Origin of the sequence: Pseudomonas sp. MF5691 (genome assembly GCF_016405645.1) — a bacterium.
Lineage (GTDB): Bacteria > Pseudomonadota > Gammaproteobacteria > Pseudomonadales > Pseudomonadaceae > Aquipseudomonas > Aquipseudomonas shahriarae.
Window position 1 is genome coordinate 24,515 of record NZ_JAEKDC010000009.1, and the last position, 15,688, is coordinate 40,202.

Here is a 15,688-nt window from a genome sequence, read left to right on the forward strand (position 1 = left end):
GATACCCTGCATGCTGCTCAAACTTCTGTCCGAACCGGACCAAAAACATCTACTTGATCTCGCAAAACTGTTGGCCCTAGCTGACAAGCCGCTGCTGTGGGATGGAAAGACATCAGATGAATTTACCTCCAGCACCGACCTCAGTGCGCTTTCCATTCAAGAAGGCGAAAAAGAGCGCGAAATGATCACTGAGCTTGAGCAGTCCATCACACGGCCATCGCTCTCCACTAGCATGTTTGGAAGTGCTTCCACCTCCAGTAGCATGTTTGGACGTTCTTCCCCCGCTGCTTTCATGTTTGGGGGAAAGCCGTCCGATGATGTGGCGGCACAACTCATCGAAGCCCTCAAAAAATATCCAGTTTCCAAAGCGGAAAAGCCTGAAACCCGGGTGCAAGCTGCAACGACCGTTCTGAAAGAATTACTCAAAGACAAGAAATTTGAGCTGCCGACCGCGCCCAAGGTCATCCTTTTCGAGCTGCTATTAGTCGCCCTCCGCGACGGCACGATCACCAGCGTTGAATGGGCACTCCTCAAAGAATTTCAGCTTCACCATCAATTGGAAGACTTCATTTTCGATGATCTCTTGGAGCGTGCAGAAACGCTGAATCAGGAAGTCAGCAAAACCATTTCGATTATTCTTGAATAAGGAAACGACCATGCCCATTCCTCTGATCATTGGTGCTGTCGCAGCCGCTGCCGGTATATATGGTGCGGCCAAAGGCGTCAGCGGCGCGATAGACCACAGCAACGCCAAAGACATTAATAACGATGCACGCTCCATGGTCGATAGCGCCAACCGAAAGGTCGAAGAACAACGCAAGGCCACTAACGCCATATTGGAAGATTATGGCCAGCGTAAGCTGCGTGCGTTCAACGGAGTGGTTGCCGAATTTATCGAAACCTTCGAGCGCCTGAAAAACATCGAACTCAGTCAGAGTCCAGAGCTGGACAAACTGAACGCTGGCGATTTTTCCAATAAAACCCTTGCCGGTCTTCGTCAGGACTACCAGGCGCTCAAGGATGCGGGTCTCGGTCTCGGCGCAGGCATGGGCGGTGGTGCAGCGCTGGCCTTTGGTGCCTACAACGGCACCATGCTGCTGGCCACGGCCAGCACAGGCACGGCCATCTCCTCGCTCGGCGGCGTGGCAGCCACCAACGCCACGCTGGCCTGGCTGGGCGGAGGTTCGTTGGCAGCCGGTGGCTACGGTATGGCCGGGGGCATGATGGTGCTGGGAGGCATCGTCGCTGGACCGGCGCTGGCCATCTTCGGCCATGTTCTGGGTAACAAGGGCGAAGAAGCTCTGAATAATGCGCGCAGCAACCTGGAACAGGCCCGCACCATTCACGATCAAGCCGAGCTGATGACCGGCAAGCTGCGCGCCATTGAGCAGGTAACCTCCCTGGCGAACGCCACGTTCTCCAAGATCAGCTCGCAACTGCGCCGCACCGTGGGCGAGCTGAAAAAAGTCATCGAGAATAATGGCGTGGATTACCGGACCTTCACGGATGAATGCAAGGAGATCGTTTTCCGCTCGGTCAAGTTTGCTCAGTTACTCAAGGCCATGATCGACACTGCGATTCTGGATCAAGATGGCAATCTGGTTCTAGCAACGGAAAAGCGCATCCAAGACGTCGCAGCCGTGGCAAACGGACAGAAAGCGGGCCTGGACGCTCCCTCAGCTTAAAAACAGTGCCCGCGTACCCGCGCGGGCCTTCCTCAAATGCCCCAGTCGCAACCGGCACCGCTTCAAGGCGGTGATACTTTTATATGCATAGCCACACTACGCCCCCCTCCACCTTCCCTTGCACCCAATGCGGCTTGTGCTGCCAGCTCGTTCATCTGGCTGCCGAAACCCAATTTCTGGATCGTGGCGACGGCACTTGCAGGCATTACGATGCACTTGGCAAGCGCTGTACCATTTATGCAGAGCGCCCGGACATCTGCCGGGTGGATCGGCAATACACCATGCGCTACGCTCAGCAGTACACCTGGGACGAGTATGTCACTCTGAATTTGCAGGTCTGCACGAATTTGCAGGCGCAAGAAGAGCAGGCCGTCCTTCTTACGATCAAAACATAAGTAGGGGGTCTACCAATCCGTTGATGACAATAACTCACACATGAACTGCCTCGCCGCGAAGCTGAACAAGTGGGTGGGCATCGGAAAGTTATCACATTGAGTCCCAAGCCGAAGGCACGGACGTTGTTCGTACCTTCATCGAAGATCTTTGGGCTCCCCCCTCCTCTCGCTGACGGTCGCCGCTTAAGGATGGGGCTTTCTGTGTAACCGGGTAGTCCTCACATCAACCCCCTCAATTACCGGGATATACCCGCTCAATCTGCTGATCAAACTCTCCGCCATACCCACAGTACTCACGCGGAACGCGCTCAATATCCTCGGCAATCTGAACGATCACCTCGCGCAACTCCAATTTTTCGCACCACCGAGCAGGAATCGCAGCAGCACCATACTGAACACCCAACAGGTGCCCGGCGATCAGCCCGGTGCTGTCGCTATCGCCACCGTGATTCACCGCTGTGATCACGCCCTCCTCGAACGAGCGCGCTGCCAGAGCGCACCACAGCCCAATAGCCAACGCCTCTTCGGCGACCCAACCGCAACCGAGTTCGCCGATGCGTTGCGGGGTGGGCTTGTAGCCCTCGTAAAAGAAAAAAAGCACGCGTTCGATGAGACTACGTGTTTCTTCCATACCGGGCTTTTGCCCGTAATTGGCCAAGCTTTGAGTGACTGCGTGCTCAAGGCTGTCTTGCCGATCGACAATGCGCTGGAGAATATCGGCAAACAGTCCGGCCGCCAGGTAGCCCGTAGGGTGCCCGTGGGTCAGGCGCCCTGACTGAGCAGCGTAGTCAAAGGCATTGGCAAAGAACGCACAGGGCGCGACACGCATCACGGCGCCACAGCCTTTACTGTTGTTCTCAGCAACTGCGCCCAGCCGCAGACTGGCCTTGAGTGCATTGAGGCAGGTGGTGCCTGGGGCGCGGCGAGACCAGAGCGCAAGTTGCTCGACCAACCACCCGTCCCGACTGACAGGCATCGCTGCCGGGTAATCCTGTGTCATCAACCAGCGCATCAACGCATGATGAATAATGCTGGGGACGTGGCAAGCTCCTCGGGAACTGCCGCGCACATACGCCCGAAGCAAGCCTTCTGCAGTGAAAAGCATCATCTGTGTGTCGTCGGTGATGGCTCCGGTGATGCCGTAAGCCGGGGCAAAATCGATGATTCCTTGTGAACCGAACTTAGCTTCGATTGCAGACCATTCGAGAAACTCCACTGGGGCGCCTAGCGCATCGCCGACGGCACCACCTAGCAGGCAGCCTTTGATCCGTTCAAGTCTGTTCATGCCCTTTACCTCACCCCTCTGCCGGAATCAATTCCTGCAAAATCACCAGCTTTCTTTGCAACTGCTCGATGTGCGCTTTCTCCGCTCGTAGCGCCGAGCGCAGTTCCCGGTTCTCCACTTCCCAAATCCGCGCCCAGCGCACGTCCTTTCGGCAGGCAACCGCCATTCGCCAGAGTTCACGCAACCTCAGGTATTGCAGCAAAAGCACCAGTAGGATTGCCCCCATCATAACCAATGCACCCATCGAAACCGCTTCCGACATACTCATGCCCACTTCCTCCGTGAGTTCGATTTGCCTTCAAGACAATCACACGATATGTAGTGATTTACGACAGGTCTAGAATGTAGACTTATACAGGTAAAGTATTCGCACACATGGAGAGGTTATGAAACGCAAGCAGTCCATCGAACACGTCCGCTGGGATCTGGCACTTCGCTATCGTTTGATTGAGACCGTAGCCTGGTGGGAGGGCCGGCTGACCACGGGACACTTGATCCAGAGTTTCGGCATCAGCCGCCAGCAGGCGTCAAAAGACATCAATACCTACATCATCGAACATGCGCCCCGAAACTTGACATATGACAAGCAGCTCAAGGGCTACGTCCCGAGCACGCAGTTCAAACCGCTGTTCATCGACGACAGCGCCAGTGCCTATCTGCACCTGCTTTATCAGAACAACGAGCGAGCTCCGCACATCGAAGGCCTGGCGCTGGCCTACGCCCACACCAAGGTGTTGGAGGTGCCGGACCGCTCAATCAAGGCGAAGATTCTTCGACCGCTGCTCAAGGCATGCCGCGAACACCTGCGCCTGGACATTGACTACGTATCACTGAACAATCCCGCTCCGGAAGGCCGGCTCATCGCGCCACACACCTTGGTCTATACCGGGATGCGGTGGCACGTACGCGCCTATTGCGAGAAAAACGGCCAGTATCGCGACTTTGTGCTCAGTCGGCTGCGCGGTGAGCCCGAGCTGCTCGGCAAGTCCGAAAATGTCATTACTGAAGACGAAGACTGGAATACCGAAGTAACAGTGGTCATCGAGCCCGACTCGCGACTGACTCCGACACAGAAGGCGATCATTGAAGCCGATTTCGGCATGCTGAACGGCCAACTGTTGATCCCTACTCGCAGGGCGCTGGTGAAGTATGTATTGCAGCGTTATCAGATCGACCCTACAAAAATGGAGCCCCGACCTGAAGCCCAGCAGATCATCGTGAAAAATCTAACTGAACTGGAGCCATGGCTGTATAGCTGATCCACAGATGGGCGAGGCCGGATCTGTGCTTCTGTGCCGAGTACAGCCTGTCCGACCATGCAACGGCACGACCGCGCTACGTGGGCAGTAGCGAAACCTGCAAACACTAGTGCGAGGATGGCATCAAGTCACTCCCCTACCCTTCGCTGGCCGAAGGCAATGCCTGCAAGCCCGCGGACCGAATGTGTTGATCGGCGACGATGACCCCTCTGGGCAGCTCCGTCTTCCGCACTACAGGCTTCGACAGCATCCGCACCACGGCAGCATCAATGAGTGTTGTGCGCTTTATTTTTTCCTGTTCAAGCTGCTGGCAATGCGGCCCGACCAAGTGAACTTGTAAATAGGACTTACGAATTGCGATCGTTAAAAATCGATCGACGTTATTTTTCACGCACCGGGCGCCGACGCTATCAGCGATTCACGCAAAATCATTCAAAACGCAAAAAACTTTACAGTAAATAAATTTACACTGGCGCCTCGTATCAGGCATTATCCGGACCAGCTCACATTCAGGAATGCCAATGCCCCTCCCCAAACACGAAGCCCTCCTCAGGCTACGCGCGATAGAGCTAATCAGCTATTGGGAGGGTCGCCTGATCACCACTCAGTTGATGGCATGGTTTGGCATCAGCCGCCAGCAAGCTTCTTCCGACATCAATCGCTATAACAGCGAATTCAATCCAGGCTCGCTAATCCACAGCCCTGCAGTTAAAGGCTATGTGCCGACGGCTGGTTTTCAGCCTGTACTGAGCGCTGGACACATCAATGAGTACATGGCACTAATCGGCGAGCAATCTGATCAGCCCGTGTCTGAGGTTTTGGAAGCTCACCCCAGCGTCACTACTGTCCAACTTCCAGACCGTGCAGCCCGCCCTGAAGTGGTTCGCGAGTTGATCAGAGCCTGCCGCAATGCCGGCAGCCTGAAAGTGCTCTACGCCTCCATGTCCAACCCGCAAATTCATGAGCGCGTGATATCACCTCACACGCTCGTTTATACCGGTTTTCGCTGGCACGTTCGCGCTTGGTGCCATAAGCGCCAAGCCTTCCGCGACTTTTTGCTCTCACGTATCTGTCGCACGCCAAAATCGTGCGACGCTCACGCCCCATTATCAAGTACAGACAGTAGCTGGCACGACCAAGTCAACCTGACACTGATCCCTAATGAGCTACTCAGTGATGCCCAAAAGTCTTTAGTTGAACGCGACTTCGGCATGCCGGAAGGACGCCTACAGCTGACTGTTCGCACAGCACTTGCCCACTACACCCTTCAACGCTATCAGGCGGCCATCACCGCAGAAGAAGCCGAGCGAGTACGCGAGCATCCATTGCAATTGCTTCCAGCTGATCGCGCCAAGCTAACTCCCTTCCTTTTTAGCAGTGATGGGGAATAGGCATGCATAGCTTCCATTACGACTCTGACTTAATCGGCGGCTCGTTGCAGGTGCGTGAATCACGCATCGTTGCAGACCTGCTGCTGCAGGACGCCAGCCCTGAACAATGGCATGAGGTCATACAGAAACAGAACCGACTGCAGAAACGCGCACCAGCTTCGGCCAAGCGTGTGGCTCAAGCCATCCGCAAGCGTCTGGAGCGACTGGATGCCCCTTTCTGGCGGGCAATTCGAGATGGAGATGATGAACTCGCTACCCAAGTGGTGTTCTGCTCGGCCATGGAGCGCAACCTGCTCCTCGTCGAATTCATCGAGACCGTCCTCAAGGACGCTTTCGTCACCCGCGCCGACGTGCTCGAACCCTACCACTGGAATGAGTTTCTGGAGGAACGCAGCCATCGAGATTCGACCATCACCACCTGGACGGAGTCCAGTCGTAAGAAGATGGCGCAGGTTGTCTATCGCATGCTGGCCGAGGTCGGCCTGTTGAAAAGCACCCGCAACATGAAACTACAAAACCTGATAATTCGGTCAGAGGTCCGCGTATTGCTGGATGACAGCTACCGCTATCGCATAAAAGCCTGTTTGGAAGTATCCAATGCCACCGGACAGTAGGCGTGGAATAAGGAGTGTTCGCATGAATCAGCAACTGCAGGATCGGCTAAACCAGATCCCAGACAAGATCCTCACCGAAGAGTTCTTGAGGAGCCAAGGATTGGGCAATGAGCTCGGTTTCTGGATCTTCGACTACGCCCCCGAGGACGAGCTGCAGGTGCGCGAATACCTCAGTTTTCTGCAGGGGTTCCTCGCCAAGAAGCATAGCCAGCTCAAAGTGGCTCATATCAATTTGCTGCAGGCTATGCGCGAATATCTGGATCAACGCAGCTTCACTGAAAAAGCCATTCAGATGCAGCAAACCAAAGGTGACCTCGCGTTGCTCAAGGCGCTGTCCGGACCGCTGCATATGGACAAATTCGCGCCCTTCCTAATGGAACACAGCGACGCCGATCAACACGACGTGGTGCTAATCAGTGGTGTGGGCTCAGTTTGGCCGGTTCTTCGCGCCCACAACCTTCTCAACAAGCTACACGCGCTGCTTGGCCACAAGCCTCTGGTTCTTTTTTACCCCGGCCATTACTCAGGGCAGTCACTCGCCTTGTTCGACCGCATTCCCAGCAACAACTACTACCGCGCCTTCAAGCTGGTTCCCTGATCAATAAGGACGATTGCCGTGAGCATTAAAGATATTTTCTTCAAGGAACTCGATCGCCCGATCAACGGCGTGGTTAAGGCGGATCAGTCCGACGACGCAACCGTGCACCAGGAGCTGGATGAGTACGTTGTCACCAACGAGCTGGAAAAACACTTCCGCAGCTTCTTCGAGTCCTACGGTACTGACTTGAACGATCCCTCCATCGCCAACCGCGTGGGCGTATGGATCAGCGGTTTCTTTGGCTCGGGTAAGTCGCACTTCCTCAAGACCTTGTCATACCTACTGGCCAACATCGAAGCGCGCGACGACCAGGGCAACGCTCGCCAGGCTGTGTCCTTCTTTGATGCGAGCAAACTGCGTGATGCCACCATCCGTGCCGACATCGACAAGGCCGTTGCCAACAGTGCCGATGTCATCTTGTTTAACATCGACAGCAAAGCCAGCTCCAACGATGCTGGCAACCCGATCCTCAATGTCTTCCTACGGGTGTTCAACGAGCATCAAGGTTTCAGTGGCGACCATCCCCACATCGCCCACATGGAGCGTCATCTGGCCCAGCGCGGCGTCTATGAGCGATTCAAGCAAGCCTTTAATGATTCCACCGGGATGGACTGGACCGAGGAGCGTGATGGCTATCAGTTCTACCAGGATGACATTGAGCAAGCGGTAGCCGCAGCCCTCGATCTATCTGCTGAGGCCGCGCACAAATGGTTCGAAGACTCAGAACAAACGTTCAGCGTCTCGGTCGAAAACTTCTGCAACTGGGTGCGCGAATACCTCGACACCCAGCCAGCCAAACACCGTGTGTTGTTCCTGGTGGACGAAGTCGGCCAGTTCATCGGCAGCGACACCAAACTAATGCTCACCCTGCAGACCATCACCGAAAACCTCGGCACCATCTGCAAAGGCCGAGCCTGGATCATTGTCACCTCTCAGGCCGATATGGATGCCGTACTGGGTGAGCTGTCCGCCTCCAAGGCCAACGATTTCTCGAAAATTGCCGGGCGCTTCAAAACCCGACTTTCGCTGTCCAGCTCCAACACTGACGAAGTCATCCAGAAGCGCCTGCTACGCAAAACACCGGAAGCTGAAGCCGAGCTGCGCGCCCTCTGGGAACAGAAAGGCGACATCCTGCGCAATCAGATCACCTTTGACCGTTCCGGTCCGACCCTGAAGAACTTCGATGGACCGGAAAGCTTCATCAACAACTACCCGTTTGCGCCGTACCACTTCCAACTGGTGCAAAAGGTCTTCGAGGAAATCCGCAAGGTCGGTGCCACCGGGGCGCACCTGGCCTATGGCGAGCGTTCCATGCTCGATGCCTTCCAAATGGCAGCCATGGCCATTGCGGAGAAACCGCTCGGCGCGCTGATTCCCATGTACAGCTTCTACCGCGCCGTCGAAGGCTTCCTCGATACAGCAGTCAAGCGCACCATCGACCAGGCGGGCGAAAGCAGCGTCCTCGACGCCTTCGACGTACAGATCCTGCGCACCCTGTTCATGATCCGCTATGTCGACTTGATCAAGGGCACCCTCGACAACCTCGTCACCCTGTCCATTGAACAGGTCGACGAAGACAAACTAGCGCTACGTCGCCGCATTGAAGAAACCCTCCAGCGCCTTGAAAAGGAAAGCCTGATCACCCGCAACGGTGACGAATTTGTCTTCCTCACAAACGAGGAACGCGACATCACCCGCAAGATCAAGGCCACAGAGATCGCCGGTTCAGAAGAAAACAAAGCACTGTCGGATCTGATCTACAAAGACCTGCTAAAGGACAAGAACAAGTTCCGCTACATCGTCAACAAGACCGACTACAGCATTGGTCGCTACCTCGACGGCCACAGCCTGGAAGGCCGTTACGAGCACGACCTTCGTGTCGAAGTGATCTCGCCACTGGATCTCGACTACGCGCTCTATGGCGAAGCTGGCTGTATCAATAAAAGCAACGAAGCTCCTGCCGGTATGGCACTTCTCAAACTGCCTGACAGCAAGGACTTCTTCACCGAGCTCCGCACCTGGCTGAAGACCAACAAGTTCATACGCCTCAATGACGACGGCAGCCAGCCTGAGCTGAGCAAGATCCTCGCCGAACGCGGCCGTGAGAACCAGGAGCGTAAAAAGCGCCTGCGCTTGCTGCTGGAAGAGCTGGCTGAACGCGCAGAGGTCTATGCGCAGGGGCAGCACCTGAAGCTCAAAAGCAACAATATCGTCAGCAAGTTCGACGAGGCGTGCCAGTACCTCCTTGAAAACACCTTCACCAAACTGGGCTACCTGCGAGTGCTACAGCAGGAGCCCGAGCGTGAACTCCACGCCATTCTGCATACCAGCGACATCGGCCAACTAGGTCTGACCCTCGATGGTGACGAAGGCAATCCGCAGGCCATCAAGGAAGTTGAACAGTTCATCTCGCTGCGCGCCTCCGGTAACGAGCGCTTGCTGGTCGCAGACATCATCGAACGCTTCAGTAAGCGCCCCTATGGTTGGCCGGACGGAGAGATTCTGCTTGTTCTCGGTCGCCTGGCCGCTTCCAGCCGTATTTCGTTCCACGCCGCCGGCCCCAGCATGCCGCTGCCAGACGCATTCGAGTACCTTACCAACAGCCGTAAGCGTCGTGAAGTTTCGGTGCAGATGAAGCGCCAGACCGAGGAAGGACTGCTCAAGCAAGCACGCAACCTTACCCAGGAGCTGTTCAATGCCCTCGGCCCTGCAGGCGAGAAGGAGTTATTCGAGTATTACTGCGTGCAGTTCGACAGCTGGCGCAGCAACCTTGAAAAATACAAAGCAACGGTTAGCGCCGGACGCTTCCCTGGCAAAGATGCCATAGAACAGGCCCTGCTCAGCCTGCAGCGCTTGCTGAGCAACACCGACAGCGTTGACTTTTTCAAGGCCGTGGTCGACAACAAGGATGACTTCCTGGATCTGGAAGAGGACTACCGTGACCTACACGAGTTCTTCACCAACCAGGTGCATACCTGGCAGCAACTGCAGCAGGCCTTACGTCGTTTCGACAAGAACAAACCAGCGCTGGATAAAGACGAGAAAGCACGCAAAGCACTGGCCGAGCTGAAAGCTATTGAGCAAAACACCACGCCCTACGGTCAGTTGCACCAAGTCGCCACTCTGGTTGACACGGTAGAAGCCATAAACGCCGCCACCCTAGCTGAAAAGCGTCAACATGCCCTGGCCCGTGTCGACGAGAAAATCACCCAATTGCAGACCGAGATTGCCAAGAGTGGTATCGAAACCGCCGAGCTGAGTAACCGCCTACTGCGTCCGATACAGCTCGTCAAAGCGGATCTGGAGACCGAAACTAGCATCGCCAACATCTACATGTTGCAAACCCAGACTGCCGACGAGCGCCTACACGATGGTGTGTTTGAGTTAGAGCGTGCTATCCAGGCTGAAGCCGAACGTCAGCAGAAAATTCAGCAGGAGCATGCCAAGGCTGCGCAGGCAGCCAATTCGGCAAACGGCGCCAAAGAAGACCGGGCGCCTGCTTTGGTGCCAACATCCAAGCCTGTAGCTCCGCCAAAGCCTGTGGTGGAAGTTGTGGCGACCAGTGTGTTCAACAAGCTGGGCAACGGCTTATATCTGGAAAGCCAGAACGATATCGACCGTTTCATCGAGGCCCTCAAGGGCGAACTGGACAGCGCTATTCAGCAAGATAATCGCATTCGCATTCGCTGACCCCTTGCAGCCTGGAAAAGGGGGTGTCCTCTCCAAGCTGCAAACTGCGCCAAAGCCAGATTAAAAAGAGTTAGGGAAAGTCGAGATGAATACCAGCAACATAAAAAGCTACGCCCCCAAGGCACGCACTGCCTTTATCGCCGCCATGACCAAGCGCGCCGCGCTGTTTGGCATCCGCGAATCCAGTATGGGCATCGCGCCGGTGGAGCAAAAGGGCGATCTGGCGCTGATCGGCGAGCAGGCCTTTCCGGCCAGTATTATCGGCCCCCGCGCTGCACTGGTGAAAAAGGTCGAGCAACTGGGTTTTGCCCAGGCCATGGAGCAGGCTGCCTACAGCTGGTTCAACCGCCTGTGCGCCATCCGCTATATGGAGCTTAAGGACTACCTGGACCACGGCCTGCGGGTACTCAGCCACCCCGCGCAGCAAGGCAGCTTCCAAATCCTCGACGACTGCCTGGATATCAACCTGCCGGGTCTCGACAAAAAACGCATTGCCGAGCTAAAACTAGACGGTAACAAAGACGAAGAGCTCTACCGCGAGCTCTTGCTCGCCCAGTGTCACGCCTTGCACCAGGCCATGCCGTTCCTCTTCGAGGCGGTGGATGACGCCACCGAGCTGCTGCTGCCGGACAACCTGACCAAGACCGACTCGTTAATCCGCGAGCTGGTCAGCGCCATTCCCGAAGAAGATTGGGCCAACATCGAGATCATCGGCTGGCTTTACCAGTTCTACATTTCCGAGAAAAAAGGCCAAGTCATCGGCAAGGTGGTGAAGTCGGAAGACATTCCGGCGGCGACACAATTGTTCACGCCAAATTGGATCGTCAAGTACATGGTCCAGAATTCGCTGGGTGCTCAGTGGCTGGCGACCTATCCCAACTCGCCACTTAGGGCGCAGATGGAGTACTACATCCAACCCACCGAACAGACCGCCGAAGTTAAGGTGCAGCTCGCGGCCTTCACACCCGAAAGCCTCCACCCAGAGGAGCTGACCCTGATCGACCCGGCCAGTGGTTCAGGGCACATACTAGTGGTGGCCTACGACCTATTGAAGGCCATCTACTTGGAGCGAGGCTATCGTCAGCGCGACGTGGCGCAGCTGATCCTTGAGAAGAACTTGTTTGGCCTTGATATCGACGAGCGTGCGGCGCAGTTGACCGGATTTGCATTGATGATGAAGGGCCGGGGCGACGATCGTCGACTGTTCGAACGGGGGGTGAAGCTCTCTGTGATGGCCCTGGTAGACAGCGCGGGATTCGACGCTGATGTATTGGCCAGCGGCGTAACGCTAGCGGACTATGGGCTTGAGCTGAGCAATCTAAAAGAGCTGAAGCGGCTATTCGAGCACGCAACTACCTTTGGCTCTCTGATTCAAGTGCCGGAGGGACTGGCGGACAAATTGCCTGCGTTGAAGCGGCTGAGCGTGGCGTTCAGCCAAGACCTGTTTGTTAAGGATGAGCTCAATTGCTTGAGGGTGCTGGTACAGCAGGCCGAGATGCTGGCGACGCGGTATGACGCGGTAGTGGCTAATCCGCCATACATGGGAAGTAAGCTTTACTGCCCAGCGCTCAAGGAGTTTGTGAATTCCGTCTATGAAGCGGGGAAATCTGACCTCTATGCGGCATTCACGCTTCGGAACATTGAATTAGCACGTGACGGCGGCCGTATTGGGATGATCACCATTCCTAACTGGATGTTCCTTTCGTCCTTTGAGCTAGTCCGACGCGCAATTTTCCGGTCTGCGCCGATTTCTAGCTTGGTCCATATCGGAAGAGGCGTTTGGGGATCAGATTTCGGCAGTTGTTCTTATGTTCTCGAACGTTCATCATTGACGAAGCTAGAGGGACAATTTCTTAGGCTATTTGACAAGCAAGGAAGCGTAGCTAGCAACGAAGAGCTTGAGCGCCGGTTCCACTCGAATCGGCGATTTAGCACACCGAATACTGCCTTTGAGAAGATCCCCGGTATACCTGTTGCGTATTGGGCTAGCGAAGGCGTTCGCGGCGTCTTTGAAGTCAACAGCTCCCTTGGCTGCATAGCTAGTGCCAAGCAAGGTCTGTCAACCGCTGACAACGATCGATTCGTACGCCTATGGCACGAAGTATCACTCCTCAAAACTGGTTTTGACCTGGGTAGTCGCGACGACGCGAAACAGTCAAAGAAGACGTGGTTTCCTCTAAATAAAGGTGGAGCATTTCGTAAGTGGTTCGGTAATCAAGAGTTCGTCGTGAATTGGCAGGATGACGGCAGGGAGTTGCACAGCTTTAAGTCGTCCGTCCTCCGAAACTCTTCCTTCTACTTCAAACCGTCGGTGAGCTGGTCTGACATCACTATCTCGCACAATTCATTCCGAGAATATGATGCTGGCTTTATCCATTCCAATGTGGGGCACTCTGCATTTGGTGGCGACTCCGATTGGCGCCTCTCCCTACTCGCTTACTGCAATACAAATTTTGTCGGGTTAGCAACGAAGCTTCTCAGCCCGACCGTGCATTTCGATGTGGGTTATTTCAACAACCTGCCCTACGCAAAGAAAGCCTGGACCAGCGGTAGCAAAGAGATCGCGAAGGCATGTGTGGCTGTTGCTCGGAAAGATTGGGACGCTTATGAGGTGTCTTGGGGATTCCAATCCCTGCCCCTGTTGACGGCTTCCTCTGAGGAAGCTCTAACCCTCGAATCCAGCTATACCGCCTGGATTACCCAAAACCGCGCCACTATCGACGAGATTAAGCTCCTCGAAGAGGAGAACAACCGCCTCTTCATCGACGCTTACGGCCTGACGGATGAGCTCACCCCCGACGTCCCCATCGACCAGATCACCCTTACAGTAAACCCGTCCTACCGCTACGGCGGCAAGCTCAATGAATCCGAGCTGTGGGCGCGCTTTCGCGAGGACACCTGTGCGGAGCTGATCTCCTACGCCATCGGCTGCATGCTCGGACGCTACAGCCTGAACGAGCCCGGTCTTATCTACGCCAACAGTGGCAACCAGGGGTTCAACTCCAGCCGCTACGTCACCTTTCCAGCCGATGCCGACGGCATCATCCCGCTTACCGACAAAGAGTGGTTTGCCGACGATGCGGTCAATCGCTTGATCGAGTTCGTCTCAGTGGCTTGGGGCAAGACCCACCTCGAAGCCAACCTGCACTTTCTCGCGGACAACATGTCACCGAAAAAGGCCGAGTCAAGTCGCGAGACCCTGCGTCGCTATCTCTGCGAAAACTACTTCAAGGATCACCTACAAACCTACAAAAAGCGCCCGATCTACTGGCTGTTCAGCAGTGGCAAGCAAAAGGCCTTCCAGTGCTTGGTGTACCTGCACCGCTACCACGAAGGTACCCTGGCGCGCATGCGTACCGAGTACGTTATTCCGCTGACCGCCAAGCTCAACACCTACGCCAACAAGCTTGAGCAGGACATCGAAGCCAGTCCCAGCACCGCCGAGAAAAAGCGCCTGGAAAAAGAGCTCGCCACCCTGCACAACCAACAAGCCGAACTCACCACCTTCGACGAAAAACTCCGTCACCACGCCGACCAGCGCATCAGCCTGGATCTGGATGACGGCGTGAAGGTGAACTACGGCAAGTTTGGGGAATTGTTGGCGGAGGTGAAAGCGGTGACTGGGGATAAGGCAGAGTCTTAAGGCTGCGCCAAACCTGTGTAAAAACTAGCTCTGTTCACATGGATTGAGTGGGAAATAACGATGCCAACAGTTGGCTGGATACAAGAAACGGGACTGGATAGGTACTGGGAAACCGGGAGTGCGCTGGATTTCTCAGCCGTACCTGTGAGCTACTCGTGCCGCTACTGCGACTTGTCCTTTGACTCCCTTGCGCAACGGGAAAGGCACGAGATTGCCCACCCGATGCAGAATCCAACCTTGCATTTTCAGGGTCGGGATATTGCCGGGAAGCATCTACGGATCACCGTACCTCTAAAACACGGTGACCTGGGCGAACGCAACGTTAGCAACCTGACCATAAACGGCGAGAACAACCAGTCGGTGGGGGGACTTTTTGAGCGTATACAAGCTGTCCAGAAAGGCTACTTTGATGTGAGTTATGGCAATTCAGCACTGCAGAAAGCGCTGAAGATCGAGGTATGCATCGCGGATAAGCAAGAGCTGAAACACGTCGACCAGGCTTTCTGCTTGCACTTCTCTAAGGACGACTTCACCAGCAGTGATATCGCTGCGTTTATCGACAACGTAAAGCAGAACATGACTGTTACCGAGTATACCAACGGACTGGTTCGCTACTTGCATGGCGTAATGGCCAAGGACAGGCGTTCTGACACGACTCCTTTTGAAGAGTTTGATACTCGCTTCAATCAGGCCTTGCAGTCATTGCAGGAATACCGCACTAACCTATCCATCTCTGTCAGGGCTGTAATCAGATTCAATAGAAATGACTTCAGTACGCTCCAAGCCTCTGGTCTGCCTGAAATAGAAGCTGCCATGCAGTTCTTCAAGGGCGGAAAATATGCGGCGTCCGGGTTGGTCGGCAGCAGCGAAAAAATGCCGGTGGACTTCTCTACAGAGTTTAGTCTCAAGGAGCTACTGGGTGGATATCAGCAGGCCTCGCTGCAGGATATGGAACTGAGGATATCGGCCCTCTCGACAAGCAATTTGTCGCTGCAGGACAGAAGCAAATTTGACTACATTTGTTATAGAAAGGCAGTTGAGCAAGATGATGCTTCTGGGATGGATAGGTACCGAAGAAAACTCAGGTTTGACGATGTTTTCAACACGCTTATTGGGGAGCAATGACAG

Annotated in this window: 12 protein-coding genes and 1 pseudogene; 11 read left to right on the forward strand and 2 right to left on the reverse strand. The window is 55.1% G+C overall.

Features of this window, described 5'->3' with window-relative positions:
• The first annotated feature begins 10 nt into the window (after window positions 1–10).
• From JFT44_RS14695 to JFT44_RS14705, 3 genes are all read left to right on the forward strand, one after another.
• Window positions 11–646, forward strand: a complete 636-nt coding sequence (locus tag JFT44_RS14695) for a hypothetical protein (RefSeq protein WP_073844641.1) — start codon at window positions 11–13, stop codon at window positions 644–646.
• 10 nt (window positions 647–656) lie between these two features.
• Complete coding sequence (locus tag JFT44_RS14700) at window positions 657–1,685, forward strand: hypothetical protein (RefSeq protein WP_106118409.1); 1,029 nt, start codon at window positions 657–659, stop codon at window positions 1,683–1,685.
• 83 nt (window positions 1,686–1,768) lie between these two features.
• Window positions 1,769–2,080 carry a YkgJ family cysteine cluster protein gene (locus tag JFT44_RS14705; protein WP_073844637.1) on the forward strand — a complete coding sequence of 104 codons (312 nt, stop codon included), beginning with the start codon at window positions 1,769–1,771 and terminating at the stop codon, window positions 2,078–2,080.
• A 232-nt stretch (window positions 2,081–2,312) separates the two neighbouring features.
• Here the strand turns inward: JFT44_RS14705 and JFT44_RS14710 are convergent, their stop codons facing one another.
• Together JFT44_RS14710 and JFT44_RS14715 are read right to left on the reverse strand one after the other, a co-directional pair.
• On the reverse strand, window positions 2,313–3,365 hold the full coding sequence (locus JFT44_RS14710; protein ID WP_073844635.1) for an ADP-ribosylglycohydrolase family protein: 1,053 nt from the start codon (window positions 3,363–3,365) through the stop codon (window positions 2,313–2,315).
• A 10-nt stretch (window positions 3,366–3,375) separates the two neighbouring features.
• Entirely contained in the window at window positions 3,376–3,633 is a 258-nt protein-coding gene (locus tag JFT44_RS14715) for a hypothetical protein (protein WP_073844633.1), read from the reverse strand.
• 118 nt (window positions 3,634–3,751) lie between these two features.
• Here JFT44_RS14715 and JFT44_RS14720 point away from each other — a divergent pair, with 118 nt between their 5' ends.
• The 8 genes and pseudogenes from JFT44_RS14720 to JFT44_RS14755 all read left to right on the forward strand — a co-directional run bounded on the left by JFT44_RS14720 (window position 3,752) and on the right by JFT44_RS14755 (window position 15,685).
• Window positions 3,752–4,624, forward strand: a complete 873-nt coding sequence (locus tag JFT44_RS14720) for a WYL domain-containing protein (RefSeq protein ID WP_073844631.1) — start codon at window positions 3,752–3,754, stop codon at window positions 4,622–4,624.
• Window positions 4,625–4,641: 17 nt separating this feature from the next.
• Window positions 4,642–4,914, forward strand: a pseudogene (locus JFT44_RS29155) (hydrolase or metal-binding protein); the annotation flags it as partial.
• 231 nt (window positions 4,915–5,145) lie between these two features.
• A complete protein-coding gene (locus JFT44_RS14730; RefSeq protein WP_010656372.1) occupies window positions 5,146–6,015 on the forward strand; it encodes a WYL domain-containing protein in 870 nt (289 codons plus the stop codon).
• A 2-nt stretch (window positions 6,016–6,017) separates the two neighbouring features.
• The gene (locus JFT44_RS14735; protein WP_073844629.1) at window positions 6,018–6,629 is read left to right on the forward strand and encodes a DUF1819 family protein; all 612 of its coding nucleotides are present in this window, start codon (window positions 6,018–6,020) and stop codon (window positions 6,627–6,629) included.
• 22 nt (window positions 6,630–6,651) lie between these two features.
• Entirely contained in the window at window positions 6,652–7,227 is a 576-nt protein-coding gene (locus JFT44_RS14740) for a DUF1788 domain-containing protein (RefSeq protein WP_047303169.1), read from the forward strand.
• An 18-nt stretch (window positions 7,228–7,245) separates the two neighbouring features.
• A complete protein-coding gene (brxC, locus tag JFT44_RS14745; protein ID WP_198830848.1) occupies window positions 7,246–10,917 on the forward strand; it encodes a BREX system P-loop protein BrxC in 3,672 nt (1,223 codons plus the stop codon).
• A gap of 85 nt (window positions 10,918–11,002) precedes the next feature.
• Entirely contained in the window at window positions 11,003–14,560 is a 3,558-nt protein-coding gene (gene pglX, locus JFT44_RS14750; protein WP_198830849.1) for a BREX-1 system adenine-specific DNA-methyltransferase PglX, read from the forward strand.
• A gap of 60 nt (window positions 14,561–14,620) precedes the next feature.
• On the forward strand, window positions 14,621–15,685 hold the full coding sequence (locus JFT44_RS14755) for a hypothetical protein (protein ID WP_198830850.1): 1,065 nt from the start codon (window positions 14,621–14,623) through the stop codon (window positions 15,683–15,685).
• Window positions 15,686–15,688: the final 3 nt, after the last annotated feature.

Bases quoted from the DNA above. Each gene is read 5' to 3' on its own strand.
- JFT44_RS14720 (WP_073844631.1), top strand. From the start codon at position 3,752: ATGAAACGCAAGCAGTCCATCGAACACGTCCGCTGGGATCTGGCACTT.
- JFT44_RS14705 (WP_073844637.1), top strand. From the start codon at position 1,769: ATGCATAGCCACACTACGCCCCCCTCCACCTTCCCTTGCACCCAATGC.
- JFT44_RS14740 (WP_047303169.1), top strand. From the start codon at position 6,652: ATGAATCAGCAACTGCAGGATCGGCTAAACCAGATCCCAGACAAGATC.
- pglX (WP_198830849.1), top strand. From the start codon at position 11,003: ATGAATACCAGCAACATAAAAAGCTACGCCCCCAAGGCACGCACTGCC.
- JFT44_RS14695 (WP_073844641.1), top strand. From the start codon at position 11: ATGCTGCTCAAACTTCTGTCCGAACCGGACCAAAAACATCTACTTGAT.
- JFT44_RS14735 (WP_073844629.1), top strand. From the start codon at position 6,018: ATGCATAGCTTCCATTACGACTCTGACTTAATCGGCGGCTCGTTGCAG.
- JFT44_RS14710 (WP_073844635.1), bottom strand. From the start codon at position 3,365: ATGAACAGACTTGAACGGATCAAAGGCTGCCTGCTAGGTGGTGCCGTC.
- JFT44_RS14755 (WP_198830850.1), top strand. From the start codon at position 14,621: ATGCCAACAGTTGGCTGGATACAAGAAACGGGACTGGATAGGTACTGG.
- JFT44_RS14730 (WP_010656372.1), top strand. From the start codon at position 5,146: ATGCCCCTCCCCAAACACGAAGCCCTCCTCAGGCTACGCGCGATAGAG.
- JFT44_RS14700 (WP_106118409.1), top strand. From the start codon at position 657: ATGCCCATTCCTCTGATCATTGGTGCTGTCGCAGCCGCTGCCGGTATA.
- JFT44_RS14715 (WP_073844633.1), bottom strand. From the start codon at position 3,633: ATGAGTATGTCGGAAGCGGTTTCGATGGGTGCATTGGTTATGATGGGG.